The sequence below is a fragment of the Streptomyces sp. Ru71 genome (assembly GCF_002920535.1).
Taxonomy (GTDB): Bacteria; Actinomycetota; Actinomycetes; order Streptomycetales; family Streptomycetaceae; genus Streptomyces.
Genome location: NZ_PQSS01000006.1, coordinates 157,388 through 175,937, shown reverse-complemented (window position 1 = coordinate 175,937; position 18,550 = coordinate 157,388). Strand labels below are relative to the sequence as shown.

Here is an 18,550-nt window from a genome sequence, read left to right as displayed (position 1 = left end):
TAGAAGGAGGGCGTCATGTCGTCCGCGACCACAACCACCACATCGGCCACCTCCCGGCGGTCCGCGCTCCGGGATCCGGGCTATCAGGCGTTCCTCGTCCTGCGCACCGGGTTCGTCGTGGCGCCGGTGCTGTTCGGGCTGGACAAGTTCGCCAACCTGCTCGTCGACTGGCCCACCTACCTCGCGCCCTGGCTCGACGACGTCGTTCCGGGCACCGCCCAGCAGGCCATGTACGCGGTGGGAGTGATCGAGATCGTCGCCGGTCTCGTCGTCGCCCTCGCCCCGCGCTTCGGGGGCTGGCTGGTGGCCGGATGGCTCGCCGGCATCATCGTCGACCTGCTGACCATCCCCGGTTACTACGACGTCGCGCTGCGGGACTTCGGCCTTCTGCTCGGTGCTGTCGCCCTGGCCCGGCTCGCGGAGCGCTATCGGTCGGTGTCGAACACCGCTGCGAGGTGACGGCCGAGCCGGGCGATGTCGGGCTGTTCCAGGCGGGCGCCGAGGTATCCGTCCGGACGTACCACCAAGGCCGTCGGCTCCTCCGCCGTCAGCGCGTACCGCGCGGCGAACTCCCCGTCCCGGTCCGTGTAGCCGGGGACCGGGACCGGGAGGCCGTCGGCCGGACACACCGCGCAGACCTCCACCCGCCCTCCGGACTTCCGCCGCGCCTCCTCCGCCAGCTCCTCGTACGGGGCGACGCCTGCGGTGCCGTAGGACGCCGGCGGCCCGTACAGCAGCAGGACCGTCCCGCGCTCGCGCAGGATGTCGCAGAGGCGCATCGGGTAGGCGGCGATCGGGCCGGTGAGCCCGCCGCAGTCCGGGGCCCGGTCGCCGGGCCGTGGGCCGGGGCCGTCGCCGGGCGTGTCGACGACGGGGCTGCCCCGGTAGCCGACGAGCAGTTGGGCCTCGCGGAGCATGACCGTCGCGGGGTCGTCCGGGTCGGTCTGTACGCCGCCTTCGGTGGCGTGGCGCACGGTGCGGCCCACGACTTCCTCGCCGACCGGGCGGCGTTCGGTGTCGTAGCTCGCCAGCAGGCCGCGGGAAGCGCCGCCGGTGAGGGCGAGGGCCAGTTTCCAGGCGAGGTTGCAGGCGTCCTGGATGCCGGTGTTCATGCCCTGGGCGCCCGTGGGCGGGTGGATGTGGGCCGCGTCTCCGGCGACGAACACCCGCCCCTCGCCGTACCGGTCCACGATGCGGTGGCTGATCCGGACACCGACGACCAGCGCAGGGAGGACGCCGTGGTGCGCTGCGGGGAGAGCCGGTCCAGCACGGCCTGGATGTCCGCGAGGCCGGGCGCCCGCCGGCCCTCCAGACCGTGCGCGACCCCGTCGCCGCCGGGGAGGCCGGACGGGCCCGCGTCCTCCTGCCGCAGCGTCGACAGCTGCGGCGGCACCCACATCGACATGCGGTACCGCTTGACGCCCGGCAGCGGGATGCACACCAGGCCGTCGTCCACCGCGCCGGCGTCGTCCAGGTGCATGGCGCGCAGACCGTACCCCTCGGGCAGGTCCCAGTCGACCTCCACGTCCCCGAGCATGTACTCCTCCGGGAACGCACCGCCCTCGAAGGCGAGTCCGAGGCCCTTGCGGACGGAGTTGTGCGCGCCGTCGCAGCCCACCAGGAACCTCACCCGCAGCTCCTCCTCGCTCCCGGGGGCGTGGCTCAGGCGGGCGGTCACTCCCCGCGCGTCCTGCTCGAAGGAGACCAGTTCCGTGCCGCGCTCGACGTGCGTGCCGTGGCGGGCGAGGGCCTCCTCGGTTACACGCTCGGTCTCGTACTGGGGCAGCGCGGCGAAGCCGTACGGCACCTCCGGCGGCAGCGCCATGTCGTAGCGGCCCTGCTCGGCACCGTTGACGTACACGAGCTGGCCGCGCAGGGGGACGGCCGCCTCCAGCGCGGCCCGGACCAGACCCATCCGGTCCCAGAGCTCCAGGGTGCGGGGCTGGATTCCGACCGCCTTGGCGTACGGGAGACGGCCGGGCAGCCGGTCGACGATCCGGCAGGACACCCCGTGCCTGCGCAGCTCCAGGGCCGCGGTGAGCCCGACCGGCCCGGCACCGACGACGAGGACGTCCGTGTGGTTGCCGTGTGCCACTGACGCCTCCCAGGCGTGCGGCCCCGAACGGGTCGTTTCCCCCATGGTCGCCCGTCCCGGCGAGCGGGTCGCCACTCGGAGCGGGCGCCGCGTGACGAGTGAACGGCATCCCGCCGACGGACAGGTCGGTGGGGGCCGGAGCGTCTCAGTCGGTGCGGTCGGTCCCCGGCGCGGGAGGGGGCGACGGCGCGGGTGCGGAGGACGGTGCGGGTGCGGCGGGCGGCATCGGCGGCAGGCCGGCCGCGAGGTCCGGCAGCAGGACGGGCTCCAGCCGGACCCGATCCTGAGCGGCCAGGTACCGCCTGAGCTCCGGCGGCCGGTAACGCGGGTCGCGGTCGTAGCGCTCCTTGGCCGGGACCGCCAGGAACTCGTTCCCGTCGGGCTCGTTCCTGTCGTTCACGGCGCTGCCCAGAGGCCGGTGGTAGTCCTTGGCCAGCCGGTAGAAGCCCTTCCGGGACTCGTGCAGCGGGCCCAGGCCGTTCGGCTCGACCCGGAAGTCGACACTGTCCTGCGGCCTCATCACCTTCGGCCCGGTCGCCCTGAGGGCGTCGTCGTCGAACTCCACGCCGTACCGCCGGGCCTGGTCCACCATCCAGAGCAGAGTGACGTCGGACAGGCCCGCCTCCTCGTACCCGCCGCCGACGTCGAGGTGCACCCCGGCGAACCAGACCTGCTTCAACTCCTGCCCGTGCTGCGCGGCGTCGGGCCGCTGGTGCCACAGCGTCGGCCGGAACACCGAGCGCTTCTCATCGATGGCCAGCGCGTGGAAGGCCCCGTTGACCCAGCCGCTCAGCTCGGTGTCGTGGAACGCCCAGCGGTGGTTGAACCGGTTCACCGCCGGCTGCAGCGCAGCGGCGTCCGGCACGGGTATGCCCAGCGCACCGACGGTGTCCCACACCCCGATGAAGCGGATCTCCGTCTCGTGCGCGTAGGAACGGCGGAACAACGTGCAGGCCGCGCCGTTGGGTTGCTCGATCCGATTGCGGTAGAGGGACCACGCCTCCCGCATCCGGTCAGAGTGTTCCCGGCGCAGGATGCCACTGTTGCGCACCAGACCCGCGAGGCTGCGAGCGGTGAACGCGCCCCGGCTGAATCCGAAGAGGAACAGTTCGTCGTCGGGCTCGTACGTCTCGACGAGGAAGCGGTAGGCGTCCTCGACGTTCCGGGACAGCCCCACACCGAAGGCCCCGCCCCGCAGCCGCTCCGACCTCTGCGTGCCGACGCCGCTGTGGTAGTAGATTCGCTGCTCCTTGCCGGCGGCGGACCCCTGGCGCACCGAAAGAGCGACCTTGGCGACGTTCGTCTTGCTGGGCTGGTCGGCGAAGTTCCATGTGCCGTCGCAGCAGACGACCAGACGCTTGGCCATGACCATCCCTCCTCGCGAGAGCGTGGAGTGGCGGGTAGCGCCACTTCCATGCTTCCACCGCTCGGGGGTCCTCGCCATACGGAAGGGCGCCGGCCCGCCCGGCAGGGTCGTGCCTCAGGTCCGAGCGCACGCGACAAGGTCCGGGCCGCGTTCGCCCGACGCGCCGTCAGCCACCGGCAGGGCGCCGGGATCCGCGCGGCAGCGCCGACGTCAGGAACGTGCCGAGGACGGCGGCCTCGATACCGACGCCCAGCTGGAAGCCCCACAGCTCGCTTGGCAACGACACGGTCAGCAGGACGCCCAGCAGGAGCGCGGTGGCCACCGCCCACACCATGCCGCGGGTTCTGGCGAGGCCGCCGGCCAGCGTCCCCGCGGCCGCCGCCATCGTGACGCGGGTGAGGAAGTGCGGGGAGGCCAGCGCTTCCAGGCCCCGCTGCTGCGCCCACCAGGTGTAGACCGGCGGCAGGAGGGTGGCCGTCAGTGCCGTCATGCCCAGCACCGGAAGGAGGGTGCGCCGGGCCGGCCGGACCCGGTCCTGCACCATGTACCGGGCCAGCCGCCGCCCGTGGACCGCCCCGGTCAGCGGCACCCCCAGGAGCAGGGCCAGCAGGGCGAACAGCCACCAGGGATCGATCAGCTGGGTCATGTACACGTACTGCGTCCACACCGCGGCGTGCAGCGGTCCCGGCAGCGCGGCCAGCCGCTGGTCCATGAACTGACCGAACTCGATCTGCCACTGGAGCCCGAAGACGGTGTCCGCCTCCGCGACCACCGCTCCCGCCACCACCAGCCCCAGCGCCGCGACCGTGCGCACGGGCCGCCGGGCCAGGTCCACCGACAGGGCCCAGCAGTCCGCGAGGAACTGGGACCACACGGTGAACAGCAGCGCCAGCACCGCCACCGCCAGCCAGCCGGAGAACTGGGAGGACAAGCGCAGCCCCGGCAGCATCAGATGGTCGACGATGGCACTGGGCGACAGGGCGAAGCCCGCCAGCACGCCGAGGCCCACCCCCAGCCGGAACGGCACCGGCGAGGGCCCTGCGGCCTGCGCGCCCAGCCGGTGCAGCGAGGCGCGGACCACTGTCAGCAGCAGCACCAGGACCACCAGCAGGGTGATCAGCCACGTGGGCCACCAGCCGCTGACGCCGCCGTCCTCCCGGATCTGTGCGGTGACCGAGGCCACCGGATCCCAGGAGATCGGCAGGCAGAAACCGATGACGAAGGCGAAGCCGAAGCCCTGGTGCATCAGCAGCGCCTGGTCCGCCAGGCAGGCCCGGCGCTGAGCGAACGAGGGATGGGTGCGGGTGATGCGCGCCCACCAGCCGCGCACCGACCGCCGGGGCCGGCCGGCGGCTCCCGCCGAGGCGAGGTCGAAGGCGTGCAACAGCGGTTCGGACGTCCCCATCCACTCCACGACCCGGGCGTCCGCCCGGAACTCCCTGGTCCGCAGAACCACCGAACGGGCGGCCAGTGCCACCGTGGCGAAAACGGCCGCGTCGAGCAGCGCGGCCCCCGAGTAGGGGGCGCTCCCCGGCACGAAGAGCAGCCCGACCAGGTCCCCGAACATCCGGGGGAAGAGCATCAGCGCGAAGTAGCAGCGCAGCAGTCCCAGGGTGACCAGAGTGATGTCGACGTCGCGGTTGCGCAGATGGGCCAACTCGTGCAGGACGACGGCCCGGAAGGCGGCACGGTCGGCCGCGCCGGCGTCGTGGAGGCGGATCAGGCCGCGGCTGAGGATGATGTGGCGGCGGCCGGCCCGGCCGAAGGAGACGCCGTTCACCCCGGAGTCGAGGAAGTCCACCAGGAACGTGGCCCCGCGGGCCTGCTCGACGCCCGCGGCGAGGCGAGCGACCTCCGCGTGCAGGGAGGGGAAGCGCTCGGCGTCCAGTGGGCGTACGCCGCGTCGCCGGGCGCGGCGGGCGGAGCGGAACCAGTAGTGCGCGGCGGTGGCCACGGCGAGGATGACGTACGAGACGAGGATGCCCTGCGACGTGTGGTCGTCGCTGGAGTCGCACGGCTGCTGCCGAGGACCGTTCCTGATGAAGTCGCCCGTCCCTCCGGCCTCCCGCACGGCTTTGCGCAGGCAGTCGTTGAGATCGGTGGCGCCCCGGTCTCCGGCGATGACGTCGGCATAGCCGGGGTGCAGGACGGCCATGAACGCCAGCACCGCGCAGATCAGCAGGACGAACGCCAGGAGTGTCCCCGAGGGCAGCGGCCGGCGCGGTGGCGGCACCGCCTCCACGGGCAGCTCGCCGCTCGGGGCGGCCGTCACGTGCCGGAACCGGGCCTGTCGGCAGCCCTCAGCTGGTCCCGGACCGCCTCGGCGAGCAACTCGGCGCGGTCCGGGGGCAGTCCGAGGAGGACCGCCTTGCGTCCGGCCGCGGCCCCCAGCTCGGCGATCCGTTCCTCGGTGAGGGCGGGACGCTGCTGTTCGGCATCGGGCGCGGTCTGCTCCTCGCCGCGGCCCCGGGTCAGCAGGCGGCGGAGCCGGGCCACCAGGCCGCTGCCGACCGTCTCGCCCATCATCTTGACCACTTCGGTCGCGACCCCGCAGGCGATGCTGGTGACGATGAGTTCGGCGGCACCACCGAAGGCCAGCGGATCGTCCTCGACGCGCCGCCGCGCCCGCCGGCCGGGGCGCTTGGGCAGGCTCGCCGCGGTCTCGTCGAAGTAGGGCAGCTCCTCGGGAGCGATCCGCGCCACGATGGCCCGCCCCAGCGCGAGGTCCGCCGCCTCGGGCTGTTCCACGTCAGTCTCCCTCCTCGCGGGACATCGAAGGATCAGCACCGTAATGCACAACAGCCGTGCCCGCAGGGTCACTTGGGGATGCTGTCACACCGGGGCCATGGCGGCCAGTGTCGCCGAGCCGCGGTCGGCGCGGTTCCCGGCCGAGGTGTCGGCGGGTCGGACTTGTGCAACCGGGCCACCACGCCGCACTGTTGGCCGGTATTCGATCAAATCGTCAGGAGTTCCGGCTTGTCGTCCCACACCCCCGCTCCCGCGCACGTCGTCGACCCCGCCGGCGGCTGTCCGCACGCCCTGAACACCGAACTGCGGGCCCGGGGGCCCGTCGCGGACGTCGTCCTGCCCGGCGGGGTACCCGCGGCGGTCGTCCTGGGGCACGAGGAGCTCAAGGAGTTCCTCTCCCACCCCGACGTGGCCAAGGACGCCCGCCACTGCCCGGCCCTGAACGACGGGACGATCCCCGCCGACTGGCCGCTGCGGGTCTTCGCCGACGCCCAGGGCATGCACACCGCCGACGGCGCCGACCACCGCAGACTGCGCTCCCTCGTCGGGAACGCCTTCACCGCCCGCCAGGTGGAGCGGCTGCGGCCGCGCATCGAGGAACTGACCGCCGGCCTCCTCGACGACCTCGGCCGGGCCGCCGCCGAGGACCCCCACGGCATCGCGGACCTGCGCACCCACTTCGCGCTCCCGCTCCCGCTGAGTGTCATCTGCGAACTGCTCGGCGTGGACGACGAACACCGGGGCCGGCTGCACGACCTCACCTACACGGTGATCATCGCCACCGACACCACCCCGGCGGAGGTGATGGCCGCCGTACGCGAGCTCGTCGGACTGCTCGGCACGATCGCGGCCGCCCGCCGGGCCGCCCCCGGCGACGACCTGACCAGCGCCCTGATCGCCGCCCGCGAGGGCCACGGCGACCGGCTCAGCGAGGCCGAACTCATCGGCACGATGCGCCTGATGCTCGTCGCCGGACACGAGACCACCCTCAACCTGATCAGCAACGCCGTACGGGCCCTGTGCACCCACCGGGACCAGCTCGCCCTCGTCCTGGAAGGCAAGGCCGCCTGGTCGGACGTGGTGGACGAGACGCTGCGCTGGGACGGCCCCGTCAGCTGGTTCCCCTTCCGCTACCCCACCCGTGACCTGCCCCTCGGCGGCACCGTGATCCCGCAGGGCACCCCGGTCCTCGCCGGCTACACCGCCGCCGGGCGCGACGAGGCCTTCCACGGCCCGGACGCCGACCGCTTCGACATCACCCGGCCCGGCGCGGCCCGGCACCTGTCCTTCGGCCAGGGCGCGCACTACTGCGTGGGCGCCCCGCTCGCCCGCCTGGAGGCCACGATCGCCCTGGAACGGCTCTTCACCCGCTTCCCGGACCTCGACCTCGCCGTCCCCGAGGCCGAACTGCCGCGTCAGCGCAGCTTCATCGGCAACAGCGTCGAAGCGCTCCCGGTCCGCCCGGTCCGGCGCTGAGCCGAGGTCTCCCCGCCGCCCGGCCCAAGGCGGCGGTGACGGGCTCCGCGCTCGGCGGGCCCAGCCCTCGACCGGGCCGGAACGGTGCCGGAGCTGCTTGCGTCCTCCCTCTTCAGGGCACGGTGGCCGTGCCCAGGAGAGGAGCCTCACAGATGCGGGCGAGCGGGCACGCCACATGGACGCGGCGGTTCGAGGACGAGCGGGACCGAAGGGCCGTCAAGGGCGACCCCGACTGGGCGCGGGGGGCGACCCTGCACCCCGCCGTGTGGGCGAGCATCCAGCGCTTCCAAGTCGGTGAGGACGGTGACGGATCCAGCCTCACGGCCAAGGCCGAAGCGACCGGCGACCCCGACTACGCGGCAGCGGTCCGGCTCTTCGTCGCCGAGGAGCAGAACCACGCCCGGCTCCTGGCCCGGCTCCTGGCCGCGGGCGGCATGACGACACTGACCGGCCACTGGAGCGACGCCGTCTTCATACGCCTGCGCCGCCTCACAGGCCTGCGCATGGAACTCCTGGTGCTGCTGATCGCGGAGGTGGTGGCGCTTCGCTACTACCGCGCCCTGCGCGACGGCACCGACGACCCGCTCACCTGCGACGTGGCCGCCCGCATCCTGGCGGATGAGCAACGCCACGTCCCGTTCCACTGCGAGCGCCTGAACCTGTTGCTGGGGGAGTTGCCCCGTGCCGTGCGCCGCCCGGTGACGGTCCTGTGGCAGGCGCTTCTCCTGGGCGTCTGCGCGGTGGTGGCCGTCGACCACGGTCCTGCGCTGCGCCAGCTCGGCGTCGGGCGCCGCGTCTTCGTCGCCGACGTCCTGCGCTCGTCGCACCGCCTGGTTCCCGCACTGCTGGCATCCCGACCGGCCGCCGGCCCGACCGCGAAGTGATCCCCGATTCCCCGATACAGCCCCTGCTCGCGCCTCCGGCAGGTGGGACGTGCGAGAGTGACCGGATGCTTGTCAGCCCTGAGAACACCGTGTTCGTCCGAGGCGCCACACCGGCGCTGCTGTTGGCCGCCGCTCCCGTGCACCAGGCCCTGCCGCTCCTGCCGGCGCCCGGCGGAGCGGTGCCCCGGTGCGCCGGGTGGGGTATCGCCGCCCGGCTCACGTTGTGCGTGGTGGACGGCCCCGGTGAGGCCGGGGCCGTGGTGCCCGCGCTCGGCGCGCGCGTGGTCGGCGGAACGGGCGGGACCGGCGACATGGCGGACATGGCCGACTGGTGTTCCGACGTCGAACGGGCCGGGGGAGCGCTCGTCGTGTCCGTCGACGAACTGCCCGAGGTGCTCGACTGGGGCCGCCTGCTCGCCTCCGGAACCGCCCGCGGCGGTTTCCTCACCAGCCTGGGCCGGACTGCTTAGATGCCGCGTATGAAGCGCAGTGGCCCCATGACCCAGTCGGACGACGCGGCTTCCGGACGCCTGACCGCCTTGCTGGAGGGTGCCGCCGGCGGCCGGGACGGGCAGGCCTGGAGCGATCTGTGGACCGAGCTGTATCACAACGGTTCCCTCGACGTGTCCGACCCGCAGGTCTGGCGGGCGCTGACGGACATGGCCGAGGGCGTCGACGCCGACACGGCGTCCGCGGCCCTGCACCTGGCCGGCGCGCTCCTCGTGCAGGCCGACCGGCGCCACGAGACCCGAGACCTGCGGGACCGGCACGCGCCAGAGGTGGCACGGCTGCTGGCCGCCGCACACCGCAGGCGACCGGCCACCGCCGACCGGAACGACTACTGCGTCCTGCTGGAGACGCTGGTGAACCTGGAGGGTGACGTCCACTGGGCCGAGGACCTGTTCTGGGGCATCGCCGGTGAGGAGTACGAGCTGGAGTGCCCCGACCCGGACTGCTGCGCGGAGCTGTGGGTGGTCATCGGTGAGCGGGCCTCCTCCGGCACGTCTCAGGACGACGTCTGCTCCGACGACGCCGACACCGTGCCTCTTCAGCCGGCCGCACCCGGCGCTCTCGACGGCCTGGGCCGCCGCCTGTACGAGCTGGCTCTGGCGGACGGCCAGGAGGATGTGGCCGATGCCCTGACCCATGCCTTCGGAGCGGCGACCTGCCCGGAGTGCGGGGGCCGCGTCTCCGTGGTCGCACACCTCATGGCCCGGTCGGGTTGAGCCCACGTCCCTTTCTCACACGCGGGAGGACTCAGTGACCGCCGCTCGTCTCGTCGCCACCATCGCCGCCCCACTGGACCCGAGGTCGGCGGACGCGCCCGAAGTCCTGCACCGGGCCGGGCGCCGGCTGGTCGTACAGCGTTCCGACGCCGAACTGGCCGCGCTCGACCCGGACACGGGCGGCGTGGTGCGCTTCCCCGCTCCCTGGCCGCGCGGCTTCGGCACTGCGACGGTGTCCGGGGACGGCGGTACGGCCGTGTTCGCCGGAGTGCACGCGGTGCGCTGCGTGGACGCGTCCGGCGCCACCCTGTGGGAGCTGCGGCACGCCTGCTGGGCCGGTGAACACCCGCACGAGCACCGGGAGTTCGCCGAGTACGCCGACGACGAGGAGGAGCACGGGTGTCCCGATAGCGGATCCGCCGCGTTCTCCGCCGACGGCAGGCTGGTCTGGGCGCATGTCCGTGCGGAGGACGACGAGCAGTGGCTCGTCCTGGACGCCGCCGACGGCCGCGTCCTGGGCCGCGCGAGCATCGGCACGGTGGCCTCGGGCTCGTTCCACACGCCGCACCCCGATCCGGCTCAGATGGGCCTGAGCGTCGGCGAGGGCGAGGAGGGCTCTCCCGCACTGTGGGGACGCTGGGACGGGCGGCGGCTGGCCGTGCACAAGATCGACGACGAGACGGTGCTGCTGGACGTGAGCCCGTCGGGCCGGCATCTGCTCGCCACGGATGTGCAGCAGGACGCGCTCTACCTGCACGCGGCCGAGGGCGGCGCGATGCTGCGGGACCTGGACGCGGAGGGCACCGTGCCCGGGCATCCGGGCGGTGGCCGGGTGTACTGGGACATGGAGGCCGCCTTCGTCACCGAGGACACCGTCGTCGCCGGCACCTCGGCCGGCGACGCGGGACACGGCCCGGCCCGCCACTGGCTGCTGGACACCACCGGTATGACCCTGCGCGGCGAGGTCTCCTACCCCCACCCGGTCACCGGCCCCGCCCGCACGGCGGGCAACGGCAACTGGTACACGTTTTCCGAAGACCGGACGTCCGTCCATATATGGGGCCTGCCAGACGCCGGCTGACGCACGGACGACCTACCGGACCGCCGATGCCCCGCGAAACGGACAGCGCCCTGCCTTCCAGCCCCTTCACGAGCCCCCTCGCGCAGCGCGTCGGAGACCGACTTGACCCCGCCGCGCGCGGTCAGCCCGCCGTCGACGGGGATCTCGGCACCGGTGACGAACGACGACTCCTCCGACAGCAGGAACACGACCAGCCCGGCGACCTCGTCGACGGTTCCGGTGCGGCCGAGCGGACCTCTACAACGACCGCTGGGTGTTCCTCGTCGCCGAGGACCATCCGGGCGTCGGCGACCGGCTCACCCGCAAGGACCTGGCCCGGCTGCCGTGGGTGACGTACCAGCGCACAAACCGCCGTACGAGGCCGTGCCCCTGCGGGAGGCCCTGTGGTGGCACCCCGTCCACACCCACGACGCGGCCACATCTGGCTGCGGGAGACGGCGCAGCGGGTGGGGGCGGGGCTGCCGCGGCAGGACGGGGAGTGAGCGACGGTGGTCAGCCGGCGGCCGGCAGTACCTGCAGGGTGTCTCCCACCGCGCGCTCGCCGGTCGCGTCGGACGGCTGGTTGACCAGCGCTCCCTTGACGGCCATGGCCGTGGAGCCGCCGCCGTCGAGGTTGATCGCCTGCACCGCGCCGAGCGACTTCATGAACGTGGCGGCCTCGTAGAGGGTGAAGCCCTCGCTGCCGCCCTTCAGCCTGCCGTCGACCGTGGCGAGAATGAGGCGGCCCTGCTTGTCGACGCCGGCCATCGTGCGGGGCTGACGGACGTTGGCCCAGGCGTAGCCGAAGTGCGGGTACTCCGGGTCGACGACGCCCTCCGCGGCGGCGTCGATGTCGATACGGCCGTCCTGCAGCAGCGTCGGGGCCGCGCTGAGGAGGGAGTCGCCGGCGCCCAGCTCGACGCGCCTGCCCTCGCTGTCGCGGACGACCTCGCTCACCGTGAGCCGCTGTCCCGGCTTCGCGTGTGCCGTCAGCCAGTCGGCGGCCCGGCCGATGCCCTGCAGGACACGCCCGTTCACCGGCACCCGGCCGCCACGGGCACCGACCGAGACGACGCTGCCGGACGCGTCCAGGACGACCTGGGTGCCGGGACCGGTCGGCAGGTCGGCCTGGAAGGCGGGAGTGAACTGCACCATGTCGTCGTCCAGTTGGCAGGTCACGTCCTGCCAGGGAAGCTCACTCGGCCTGGCGCCGGGACGGCCGCAGTCACGGACCGTTCCGGGCCGCCGGTTGATGCCCTGGATCCGGAAGGCGGCATCGCCCGACCGGACCGTCACCGTGCTGGTGAGGTCCGCCGTCCGGAACCTGCGGCCGTCGTCGATGATCAGTGCGGAGCGTGCGCCGACCGCCATGGATGCGAGCTCGCCGTCGTAGGCGCCGATGGCGGACATCACCCCCGGCACACCGTCGTTCGGCGTCATCACGAAGAAGCCGCCGTTGACACCGACCAGCGAGTGGAGCTTCCTGGCCACGGCGGAGGTGGTCACGCGGTCGGCGACATTGCCGTCATGAGTGGCCTCGACCTGCCCGCTGAACGTCCTGGGGTCGATGACCGCGACGTGCACGTGCTGCAGGTCGGCCGGCTCCTGGACGTCGTAACCGGTCCAGGAGGCGGTGGCGTGCAGGCCGAGCCCGTTGACGGCCGTCACCGTCCCCTGGGACTGGTCCTTGGTGGCGAAGCGCCCGACGCGGACCCGGTAGCCCATGACGCCGTGCGGCGTGTCGGCGTAGCGCGGCCACTCGACCGCCTCGACACGCGGCTGCAGACCCGCCTCCGTCAGCTTCTTCGCCGTGGCGTCGGCCCAGGCACGGGTGGACACCTCGGACCAGCTGACGGGTGCGTCCGGGTCGTTGCTGCTGAACCGCAGCACGCTCGGGACCTGGACCGAGACGGTCCAGGAGTGAGTGACCCCGCTCTTCAGCACCCCCGAGCGGACGGTGACGCCGGGAGCGAGGGCCTGCGTCGACCAGTGCGCGGTCACCGCGGGACCCGGGGTGCGCCCGGTACCGGCCCTGGCCGCGCCGGATATGAGAGCGGGGGTCGTGACAGCGAGTACGGCGGCGACGGCGGCGACGGCGAGTCGGGCGCGAACGCGCGGGCGGCGCGCGGCGGCTCCGGCGGAGGAACGCATGTCTTCAACCTCACGGTGGGCTCGGTGACGGCCGGCCCGGCACGCCGTTCCAGCCGTCGGATCCGCGACATCCTAGGCGTGGTCTACGCCACGTACCACAGGGATGTGGTTGCCTTCCCGGTAACGCCGCACTGCCTCCTGATGGCGCGTGAGTGCTTCCTGGGCCTGTCCTCCTCTCAGCCCTCGTCGAAGAGGAGGTCCTCGACCGGATGGGTGAGACGGACGGTGTGGCCGTTGCTGACGGTGACGACGTGGTGCAGTCCCACCAGGCGCTCTCCGGTGGCCATCACCGTCAGCATGTCCCCCTTGCCCGCGAGGAAGGCGGGGAAGCAGGAGATCGGCATGCCCAGCTGGAAGTAGTCCACCAGGCGCCGGAAGAGCTTGGGCAGGATCACGGCGTTGTCGGTGATCGTGGACAGGTCGGCGACCTTGAATCCGGACGTCGTCACGTCCTTCGACCACAGCCCCTGACCGGCCGTGCGGGCACTGCGCGCGACGTCGGTGAGTTCCTCGCGCAGGTCGGGGAAGAGGCCGGCGTAGAAGGTGGGATAGACCAGACCCAGCGACGCCAGGTGGTGGTTGGCGGTCTGCCGCAGCAGCGGTACGTCCACGACCACCGCCGTACCGCTGGCCGCGGGAGGGGCACCCCGGCCGGCGAGAGCCACGGCGCGGTTGTTGACGTCACCGCCCCCGGTGAGGATCCAGCCGGGCACGGTCTCGGGGGTCGAGGCGGTGACCTTCTCGTCCCGCTGGCGCTCCACGGAGTTGAACCCGAGCCAGCTCAGGAGCTCCGACGCGGCCGCGTGGCCGAACTCCAGGGGCTGGTGCACCCCGGCGTAGTGGGTCTCCAGCGCGTCGATGCCCTCCAGACGCAGGGGCGCGTCACCGCTGCTGGAGGCGATGACGGGGTGCTTGCCGCCGACGAGCTTCCACTCGTCGGGGCTGTCGGCGACGAAATGGACGGTGTCTCCGTCCGGCTTCGTGCCCTTCAGACGGTACGTGCCTTGGATGAGCAGCAGGGGCATGGCGGCTCCAGTGGGGGACGGCTGCGGAGCAGGCAGGGACCACCGCCGTACGCGCGAGCGCGGCTCGAACGTACGGACAGTGTGCTTATAACGGATAAAAGTAGCGGTACCTCCGGTGGATCGTCCGGGAGGCGCGCTGAACGGGTCAGTGCGTCCGCATCGTCACCGCGGCCTTGTACGTGCGCAGCACCGGGGCCGTCTCGATGCGCGTGATCGCCTCCCACGCCAGGCGCCGCGTCAGATAGGTGTGGAGCGCCTCCGCGTCCTGGCACAGCGCCTGCGCGACCAGGTTCGTCGGCCCCGTCGTCGCCGCGACGACCGCCAGTTCCTCGTGGCCCGACAGCGCGGTCGCCACGGTCTCCAGGTGCGCCGGAGCGATCTGCATCCACAGCAGCGCCGACACCGTGACGCCCACCAGCGCGGGGTCCACGTCCACGTCGAAGAACAGCGCGCCGCGCGCCCGCAGTTCGGCGAGCCTGCGGGCCACCGTCGACGCCGTCGTGCCGGTCGCCGCCGCCAGATCCGCGTAGCTGCGCCGCGCGTCCTCGCGCAACGCGCACAGCAACACGCGGTCCGCGTCGGTCAACAGGTACGGCTCCGCCCCGGGACCCGGGATGGGCCCTTCCGCGCCGGCTGTGTCCCGTCCGGCGCGCAGCCGGGCCTGCTGGTCCTCGTCCAGGACGTTCACCCGCCCCCGCCAGGCGGTCGGGCCGCCGAGGTAGGTGTGCAGGAGATAGTGCGCGGAGACCGAGGTGATCCCCGCGGTGCGCGGGATGTCGCGCAGCAGCAGCGCGTGCGCGTCCGGACCGGACGGCGGCGTCTGGATGATCGCCGCGATCTCCGTGCCACCGGACGTCAGCCGCACCCACGAGGTGTCCGGCCGACGCGCCAGCGCCACAGCCAGGTCGTGGGCGCTGCGCGTCGCGGCCGTCAGCCGTACGAACCACTGGTGGACGCCCGCGCTGCGCGGCGTCGGCAGCGTCACCACCCGCAGCCCGGCCCGCGCGTACAGGCGCCGATAGCGGCGGACGACGGTCTGCGTCGAGGAGCCGAGCACTTCGGCGATGAGGGTGAACGGCGCCCGCGCGTCCACCTGCAGAGCATGGATCAGGCCCCGGTCCACATCGTCCAGCACGAGCATATCGAGCAAACTAGCCGACCCTGGTGGAAGTAATCACCCATCGACCGCGAAGAAATGGAAGCCGGCCCAGGCGGGCGGGCACGGTGGTCGCCGACCAGCCGAGAAACCCATCCCTGGGGGCCCGCATGTCCCGCACGACCGGTACACCCGCGACCACCACCGCGCCCGCCGCACCGGGCACCGCCTCCGGCGGCGCGAGGCACCGATGGCGCTGGATCGCGCTCGCCGCGCTCCTCGCCGCCGAGGCCATGAACCTCCTCGACGCCACGATCGTCCAGGTCGCCGCCCCCGTCATCCACACCGACCTCGGCGGAGCGGACACCACCATCCCGTGGTTCAGCGCCTCCTACACCCTCGCCTTCGCCCTCGGCCTGCTCAGCGGCGGCCGCCTCGGCGACATCCACGGCCGCAAACGCGTCTTCCGCGCCGGGGTCATCGCGTTCGCCGCGGCCTCCCTGGCGTGCGCGCTCGCTCCCACCGCCGCAGCCCTCATCGCCCTGCGCGCCGTGCAGGGCGCCGCCGCGGCCGCGGTCATCCCGCAGACGTTCGGGCTGATCCGTGCCCTGTTCACCGGCCCGGAGCTGTCCAAGGCGCTCGGCATGATCGGTCCCGTCATGGGGCTGTCCGCCGTCGCCGGCCCCGCGCTCGGTGGCGTCCTCACCCATGCCGACCTGCTCGGCTCCTCCTGGCGCGTCGTCTTCCTCGTCAACCTCCCCCTCGCTGCCGCCGTCCTGGCGCTCACCCCGTGTCTGCGCGAGGACCGCGCCCCCGTGCGCCCGCGTCTCGACCCGGCCGGCACCGCACTGGCCATGCTCGGCACCGCTCTGCTGGTGTGCCCGCTGGCCACCGGTCACCCGGGACTCGCCGCATGGGCGATCGCCGCGGCCGGCGCCGCCGTCCTGACGGTGTTCGCCGTCCAGCAGCGCCGCGTCGCCCGCCTCGGCAAGGATCCGCTGATCGAACCCGCCCTGCTGCGCGGCCGCGTCTTTCCCGCGGCACTGGCCACGTCGACGCTGTTCTTCGCCGTGATGAACGGCGTCATGACCGTCGTCGTCCTCCACCTCGAACTCGGCCTCCACGACGGGCCGCTCACCGCCGGACTCAGCCTGCTGCCCTGGTCGACGGGACTGGCCATCGCCTCGTGGGCCGCCGGAAGCCACCTCGCTCCCCGGTACGGCACCCGCGTCATGCACGCCGGCATCGCCACTCTCGCCCTTGGACTGACGGCTGCCGTCCTGGCCTACCGCGCCGCCGCCCCCGACGCCTACCCGACGGCCCTGCCGTTCGCTCTGGGGCTGGCGGGGCTGGGCACCGGGCTGTTCACGCCGCCGTTCTTCACCACCGCGCTGGGGGCCGCCGGACCGCAGGAGACCGGCTCCGCCGCGGGACTCCTCAACGCCGTCCAGCAACTCGGCGGCACCCTCGGCACCGCCCTCATCGGCGGGGCCTACCTGGACACGGCCGGCGGCCCCCGCGTCGCGGCCGAACACGGGCTCACCGTGGCCGCCGTACTCCTGGCCGCCACCGGAGCGGCCGCCGTCGTGATGACCGTGCGCCGTACCCGACCGGCCGCTGCGGCCGCCGAGGCTTCTGAAGACGAGACGGGCTGACCGCCCCGGTCGCGACATCCGTCGTAGGTGACTCAGTGCTCCCGCTCGCCGCACTCGGCCGGGCGGAGCACGGCGCCGACCGCCACCTCGGCGGAATCGTCCAGGCGTACGCAGGCGTCGCCGGACTCGCTCTCCGGCTGGTACTCGACCGAGGCGAGGCACTGTGCGCCGTTGTGCTGGATCTCCACCCGGACCGCTGGGCCGGGGAGCCGCCCGTCCAGCATCCCGAAGACGAAGGGCCGGCCCGCGTCCGGCAGGACCTCGCCGACCTCGAAGCGCCAGTGGTCGTCGGTCTCCCGCAGCAGGGTCCGGCCGCGTTTGCCGAGCGAGCGCAGGAACGGCCGGCGGGCGCGGATCAGTTCGGCCACGGCGCAGCACAGGGGTGTGCCGTCTACGCGATTGAATTCGGCGAAGGGGTTCAGCGCCAGGAAGTCGCTCAGCAGGCCGAGGGCGGAATCCCGGGCCAGGGGATGCGCGTCCGGTTCCTCGGCGATGTCCAGCAGGAGCGGGGCCGCCGCGACCGCTGCCGGAAAGACCGCGGCCATGTGGCCGTGCAGGATGCTGGTGTTCTGCAGCCGGGTCATGGCCTCGGCGACCTGGACCTGATTGCGGGCGGTGGCCAGCGCCTGCAGGGGTGCCACCGGACTCGGAAGCCGCCAGCCGTGCGGAAAGCGTTCGGCGGCGCACGGCGGGACCCGCAGGACCGGTGTGGGAATCGCGGCCCAGTCCACCGCCGCGATCCGTTCAGTCAGCACGCTCGGATCCTCGCACACCGCCCCGAGCCGATCACCCCCGTTTTCCGGACCGTTCCCGGGCGCGGCATCGTCGTTCTGCCGACGGCAGAGACCGGCCCGGCTCGGCGCACACTACGGTCCCGTCCCATGACGACGGTTACCACGCGCACGGTCACCTACCAAGCCGACGGCCTGACGATGACCGGCCACCTCGCACTCCCCGCCGGTGCGGACCGCCGCCCCGGGGTGCTGCTGGGGCCGGAGGGGCCGGGCCTGAACGACGTCCTGCGCCGCCGGGCCGACACCCTGGCCGAACTCGGCTATGTGGTGCTGGCCTTCGACCTGCACGGCGGGCGCTGGTTCACCGACCCGCAGGAGATGCCGGCACGTGTGATGCCGCTGCTCGCCGACCCCGACCGGATGCGGGGCATCGGCCACGCGGCACTCGACGTGCTCCGTGCCGAGCCGCGGACCGACCCCGACCGGATCGCCGCCATCGGCTACGGCACCGGGGGCGCGATCGCGCTGGAACTGGGGCGCGACGGCGTCGACCTGCGGGCGATCGGAACGGTCAACGCAACTACCACGGGCCGACCGGGCGAGGCGGCGCGCATCCGCTGCCCCGTGTGGGCCGGCGTCGGATCGGAGGACCCGATCATGCCGCCTGAGCAACGGGACGCGTTCGCCGCCGAGATGCAGGGCGCGGGCGTCGACTGGCGCCTCGTGGTCTACGGCGGCGCCCTGCACGCCTTTCACCACCCCGCGGTCGGCCACGCGGTGCTCCCCAGCGTCGGCTCTCACCCGCTGCACGCGCAGCGGGCCTGGCGCGACATCGTCGGCCTGCTCGCCGAATGCCTGCCCGTGCCGCAGTGACCCGGCCCCGCGTCAGCCCTCCCGCTGCTCGGCCGCCGCCAGGCGTGCCTTCAGTTCGGCGTTCTCCGCCTCCAGGGCGACGATGCGCTTGCGGGCGAAGTACAGCTCCATCACAGCATCATGGAACTCCGAGACGAGTTCCTCGGTCGTCAGTTGCATGT

At 73.1% G+C, this 18,550-nt stretch carries 16 protein-coding genes and 3 pseudogenes; 9 read left to right on the top strand and 10 right to left on the bottom strand.

Annotated features, from left to right (window positions below; all coding sequences use genetic code 11):
* Window positions 1-15 precede the first annotated feature (15 nt).
* A complete protein-coding gene (locus C3489_RS06260; RefSeq protein ID WP_103780699.1) occupies window positions 16-459 on the top strand; it encodes a hypothetical protein in 444 nt (147 codons plus the stop codon).
* On the opposite strand, the pseudogene C3489_RS06255 reads toward C3489_RS06260, so the two are convergent.
* The 4 genes and pseudogenes from C3489_RS06255 to C3489_RS06240 all read right to left on the bottom strand — a co-directional run bounded on the left by C3489_RS06255 (window position 426) and on the right by C3489_RS06240 (window position 6,209).
* Window positions 426-2,095, bottom strand: a pseudogene (locus C3489_RS06255) (FAD-dependent monooxygenase). The gene C3489_RS06260 and the pseudogene C3489_RS06255 sit on opposite strands and share 34 nt — an antisense overlap.
* Window positions 2,096-2,240: 145 nt before the next feature.
* On the bottom strand, window positions 2,241-3,461 hold the full coding sequence (locus C3489_RS06250) for a DUF2235 domain-containing protein (protein WP_103780745.1): 1,221 nt from the start codon (window positions 3,459-3,461) through the stop codon (window positions 2,241-2,243).
* 166 nt (window positions 3,462-3,627) lie between these two features.
* Window positions 3,628-5,733: a M48 family metallopeptidase gene (locus C3489_RS06245; RefSeq protein WP_103780697.1), complete on the bottom strand. Its 2,106-nt coding sequence runs from the start codon at window positions 5,731-5,733 to the stop codon at window positions 3,628-3,630.
* A complete protein-coding gene (locus C3489_RS06240) occupies window positions 5,730-6,209 on the bottom strand; it encodes a hypothetical protein (RefSeq protein ID WP_103780695.1) in 480 nt (159 codons plus the stop codon). The genes C3489_RS06245 and C3489_RS06240 overlap by 4 nt, the downstream gene beginning before the upstream one ends.
* A gap of 228 nt (window positions 6,210-6,437) precedes the next feature.
* On the opposite strand from C3489_RS06240, the gene C3489_RS06235 reads away from it, so the two are divergent.
* From C3489_RS06235 to C3489_RS06215, 5 genes are all read left to right on the top strand, one after another.
* Entirely contained in the window at window positions 6,438-7,685 is a 1,248-nt protein-coding gene (locus C3489_RS06235; RefSeq protein ID WP_258054585.1) for a cytochrome P450, read from the top strand.
* A 152-nt stretch (window positions 7,686-7,837) separates the two neighbouring features.
* Window positions 7,838-8,569 carry a ferritin-like domain-containing protein gene (locus tag C3489_RS06230; protein WP_103780692.1) on the top strand — a complete coding sequence of 244 codons (732 nt, stop codon included), beginning with the start codon at window positions 7,838-7,840 and terminating at the stop codon, window positions 8,567-8,569.
* A gap of 65 nt (window positions 8,570-8,634) precedes the next feature.
* Window positions 8,635-9,039: a hypothetical protein gene (locus C3489_RS06225; RefSeq protein WP_103780690.1), complete on the top strand. Its 405-nt coding sequence runs from the start codon at window positions 8,635-8,637 to the stop codon at window positions 9,037-9,039.
* A 27-nt stretch (window positions 9,040-9,066) separates the two neighbouring features.
* On the top strand, window positions 9,067-9,795 hold the full coding sequence (locus C3489_RS06220; RefSeq protein ID WP_103780688.1) for a hypothetical protein: 729 nt from the start codon (window positions 9,067-9,069) through the stop codon (window positions 9,793-9,795).
* Window positions 9,796-9,829: 34 nt separating this feature from the next.
* Window positions 9,830-10,876: a hypothetical protein gene (locus C3489_RS06215; RefSeq protein WP_103780686.1), complete on the top strand. Its 1,047-nt coding sequence runs from the start codon at window positions 9,830-9,832 to the stop codon at window positions 10,874-10,876.
* Between the two features lie 77 nt (window positions 10,877-10,953).
* On the opposite strand, the pseudogene C3489_RS06210 reads toward C3489_RS06215, so the two are convergent.
* A pseudogene (locus C3489_RS06210) lies at window positions 10,954-11,109 on the bottom strand (SDR family oxidoreductase); the annotation flags it as partial.
* Between C3489_RS06210 and C3489_RS39140 the strand changes: the two are divergent.
* Window positions 11,109-11,358: pseudogene (locus C3489_RS39140) on the top strand (hypothetical protein); the annotation flags it as partial. The pseudogenes C3489_RS06210 and C3489_RS39140 sit on opposite strands and share 1 nt — an antisense overlap.
* Window positions 11,359-11,368: 10 nt before the next feature.
* Here C3489_RS39140 and C3489_RS06200 read toward each other — a convergent pair.
* The 3 genes from C3489_RS06200 to C3489_RS06190 form a co-directional block, all read right to left on the bottom strand.
* A complete protein-coding gene (locus C3489_RS06200; protein ID WP_103780685.1) occupies window positions 11,369-13,006 on the bottom strand; it encodes a phosphodiester glycosidase family protein in 1,638 nt (545 codons plus the stop codon).
* 176 nt (window positions 13,007-13,182) lie between these two features.
* The gene (locus tag C3489_RS06195) at window positions 13,183-14,031 is read right to left on the bottom strand and encodes a nuclease (RefSeq protein ID WP_103780684.1); all 849 of its coding nucleotides are present in this window, start codon (window positions 14,029-14,031) and stop codon (window positions 13,183-13,185) included.
* A 145-nt stretch (window positions 14,032-14,176) separates the two neighbouring features.
* Window positions 14,177-15,172 (bottom strand): Lrp/AsnC family transcriptional regulator, encoded by a 996-nt coding sequence (locus C3489_RS06190; protein WP_103780682.1) that lies wholly within the window; start codon window positions 15,170-15,172, stop codon window positions 14,177-14,179.
* Window positions 15,173-15,297: 125 nt separating this feature from the next.
* Here C3489_RS06190 and C3489_RS06185 point away from each other — a divergent pair, with 125 nt between their 5' ends.
* Window positions 15,298-16,782, top strand: a complete 1,485-nt coding sequence (locus C3489_RS06185; protein WP_103780680.1) for an MFS transporter — start codon at window positions 15,298-15,300, stop codon at window positions 16,780-16,782.
* 32 nt (window positions 16,783-16,814) lie between these two features.
* On the opposite strand, the gene C3489_RS06180 is transcribed toward C3489_RS06185, so the two are convergent.
* Window positions 16,815-17,537 carry a hypothetical protein gene (locus tag C3489_RS06180; RefSeq protein WP_103780678.1) on the bottom strand — a complete coding sequence of 241 codons (723 nt, stop codon included), beginning with the start codon at window positions 17,535-17,537 and terminating at the stop codon, window positions 16,815-16,817.
* A gap of 126 nt (window positions 17,538-17,663) precedes the next feature.
* Between C3489_RS06180 and C3489_RS06175 the strand changes: the two genes are divergently transcribed.
* Window positions 17,664-18,389: a dienelactone hydrolase family protein gene (locus tag C3489_RS06175; RefSeq protein ID WP_103780676.1), complete on the top strand. Its 726-nt coding sequence runs from the start codon at window positions 17,664-17,666 to the stop codon at window positions 18,387-18,389.
* A gap of 12 nt (window positions 18,390-18,401) precedes the next feature.
* On the opposite strand, the gene C3489_RS38570 is transcribed toward C3489_RS06175, so the two are convergent.
* Window positions 18,402-18,548: a hypothetical protein gene (locus C3489_RS38570; protein WP_181139517.1), complete on the bottom strand. Its 147-nt coding sequence runs from the start codon at window positions 18,546-18,548 to the stop codon at window positions 18,402-18,404.
* Window positions 18,549-18,550 lie beyond the last annotated feature (2 nt).

Excerpts from the sequence above, each read along its gene's own strand:
- C3489_RS06185 (WP_103780680.1), top strand. The coding sequence starts at position 15,298 with ATGTCCCGCACGACCGGTACACCCGCGACCACCACCGCGCCCGCCGCA.
- C3489_RS06260 (WP_103780699.1), top strand. The coding sequence starts at position 16 with ATGTCGTCCGCGACCACAACCACCACATCGGCCACCTCCCGGCGGTCC.
- C3489_RS38570 (WP_181139517.1), bottom strand. The coding sequence starts at position 18,548 with ATGCAACTGACGACCGAGGAACTCGTCTCGGAGTTCCATGATGCTGTG.
- C3489_RS06230 (WP_103780692.1), top strand. The coding sequence starts at position 7,838 with ATGCGGGCGAGCGGGCACGCCACATGGACGCGGCGGTTCGAGGACGAG.
- C3489_RS06250 (WP_103780745.1), bottom strand. The coding sequence starts at position 3,461 with ATGGCCAAGCGTCTGGTCGTCTGCTGCGACGGCACATGGAACTTCGCC.
- C3489_RS06200 (WP_103780685.1), bottom strand. The coding sequence starts at position 13,006 with ATGCGTTCCTCCGCCGGAGCCGCCGCGCGCCGCCCGCGCGTTCGCGCC.
- C3489_RS06225 (WP_103780690.1), top strand. The coding sequence starts at position 8,635 with ATGCTTGTCAGCCCTGAGAACACCGTGTTCGTCCGAGGCGCCACACCG.
- C3489_RS06190 (WP_103780682.1), bottom strand. The coding sequence starts at position 15,172 with ATGCTCGTGCTGGACGATGTGGACCGGGGCCTGATCCATGCTCTGCAG.
- C3489_RS06220 (WP_103780688.1), top strand. The coding sequence starts at position 9,067 with ATGACCCAGTCGGACGACGCGGCTTCCGGACGCCTGACCGCCTTGCTG.
- C3489_RS06175 (WP_103780676.1), top strand. The coding sequence starts at position 17,664 with ATGACGACGGTTACCACGCGCACGGTCACCTACCAAGCCGACGGCCTG.
- C3489_RS06195 (WP_103780684.1), bottom strand. The coding sequence starts at position 14,031 with ATGCCCCTGCTGCTCATCCAAGGCACGTACCGTCTGAAGGGCACGAAG.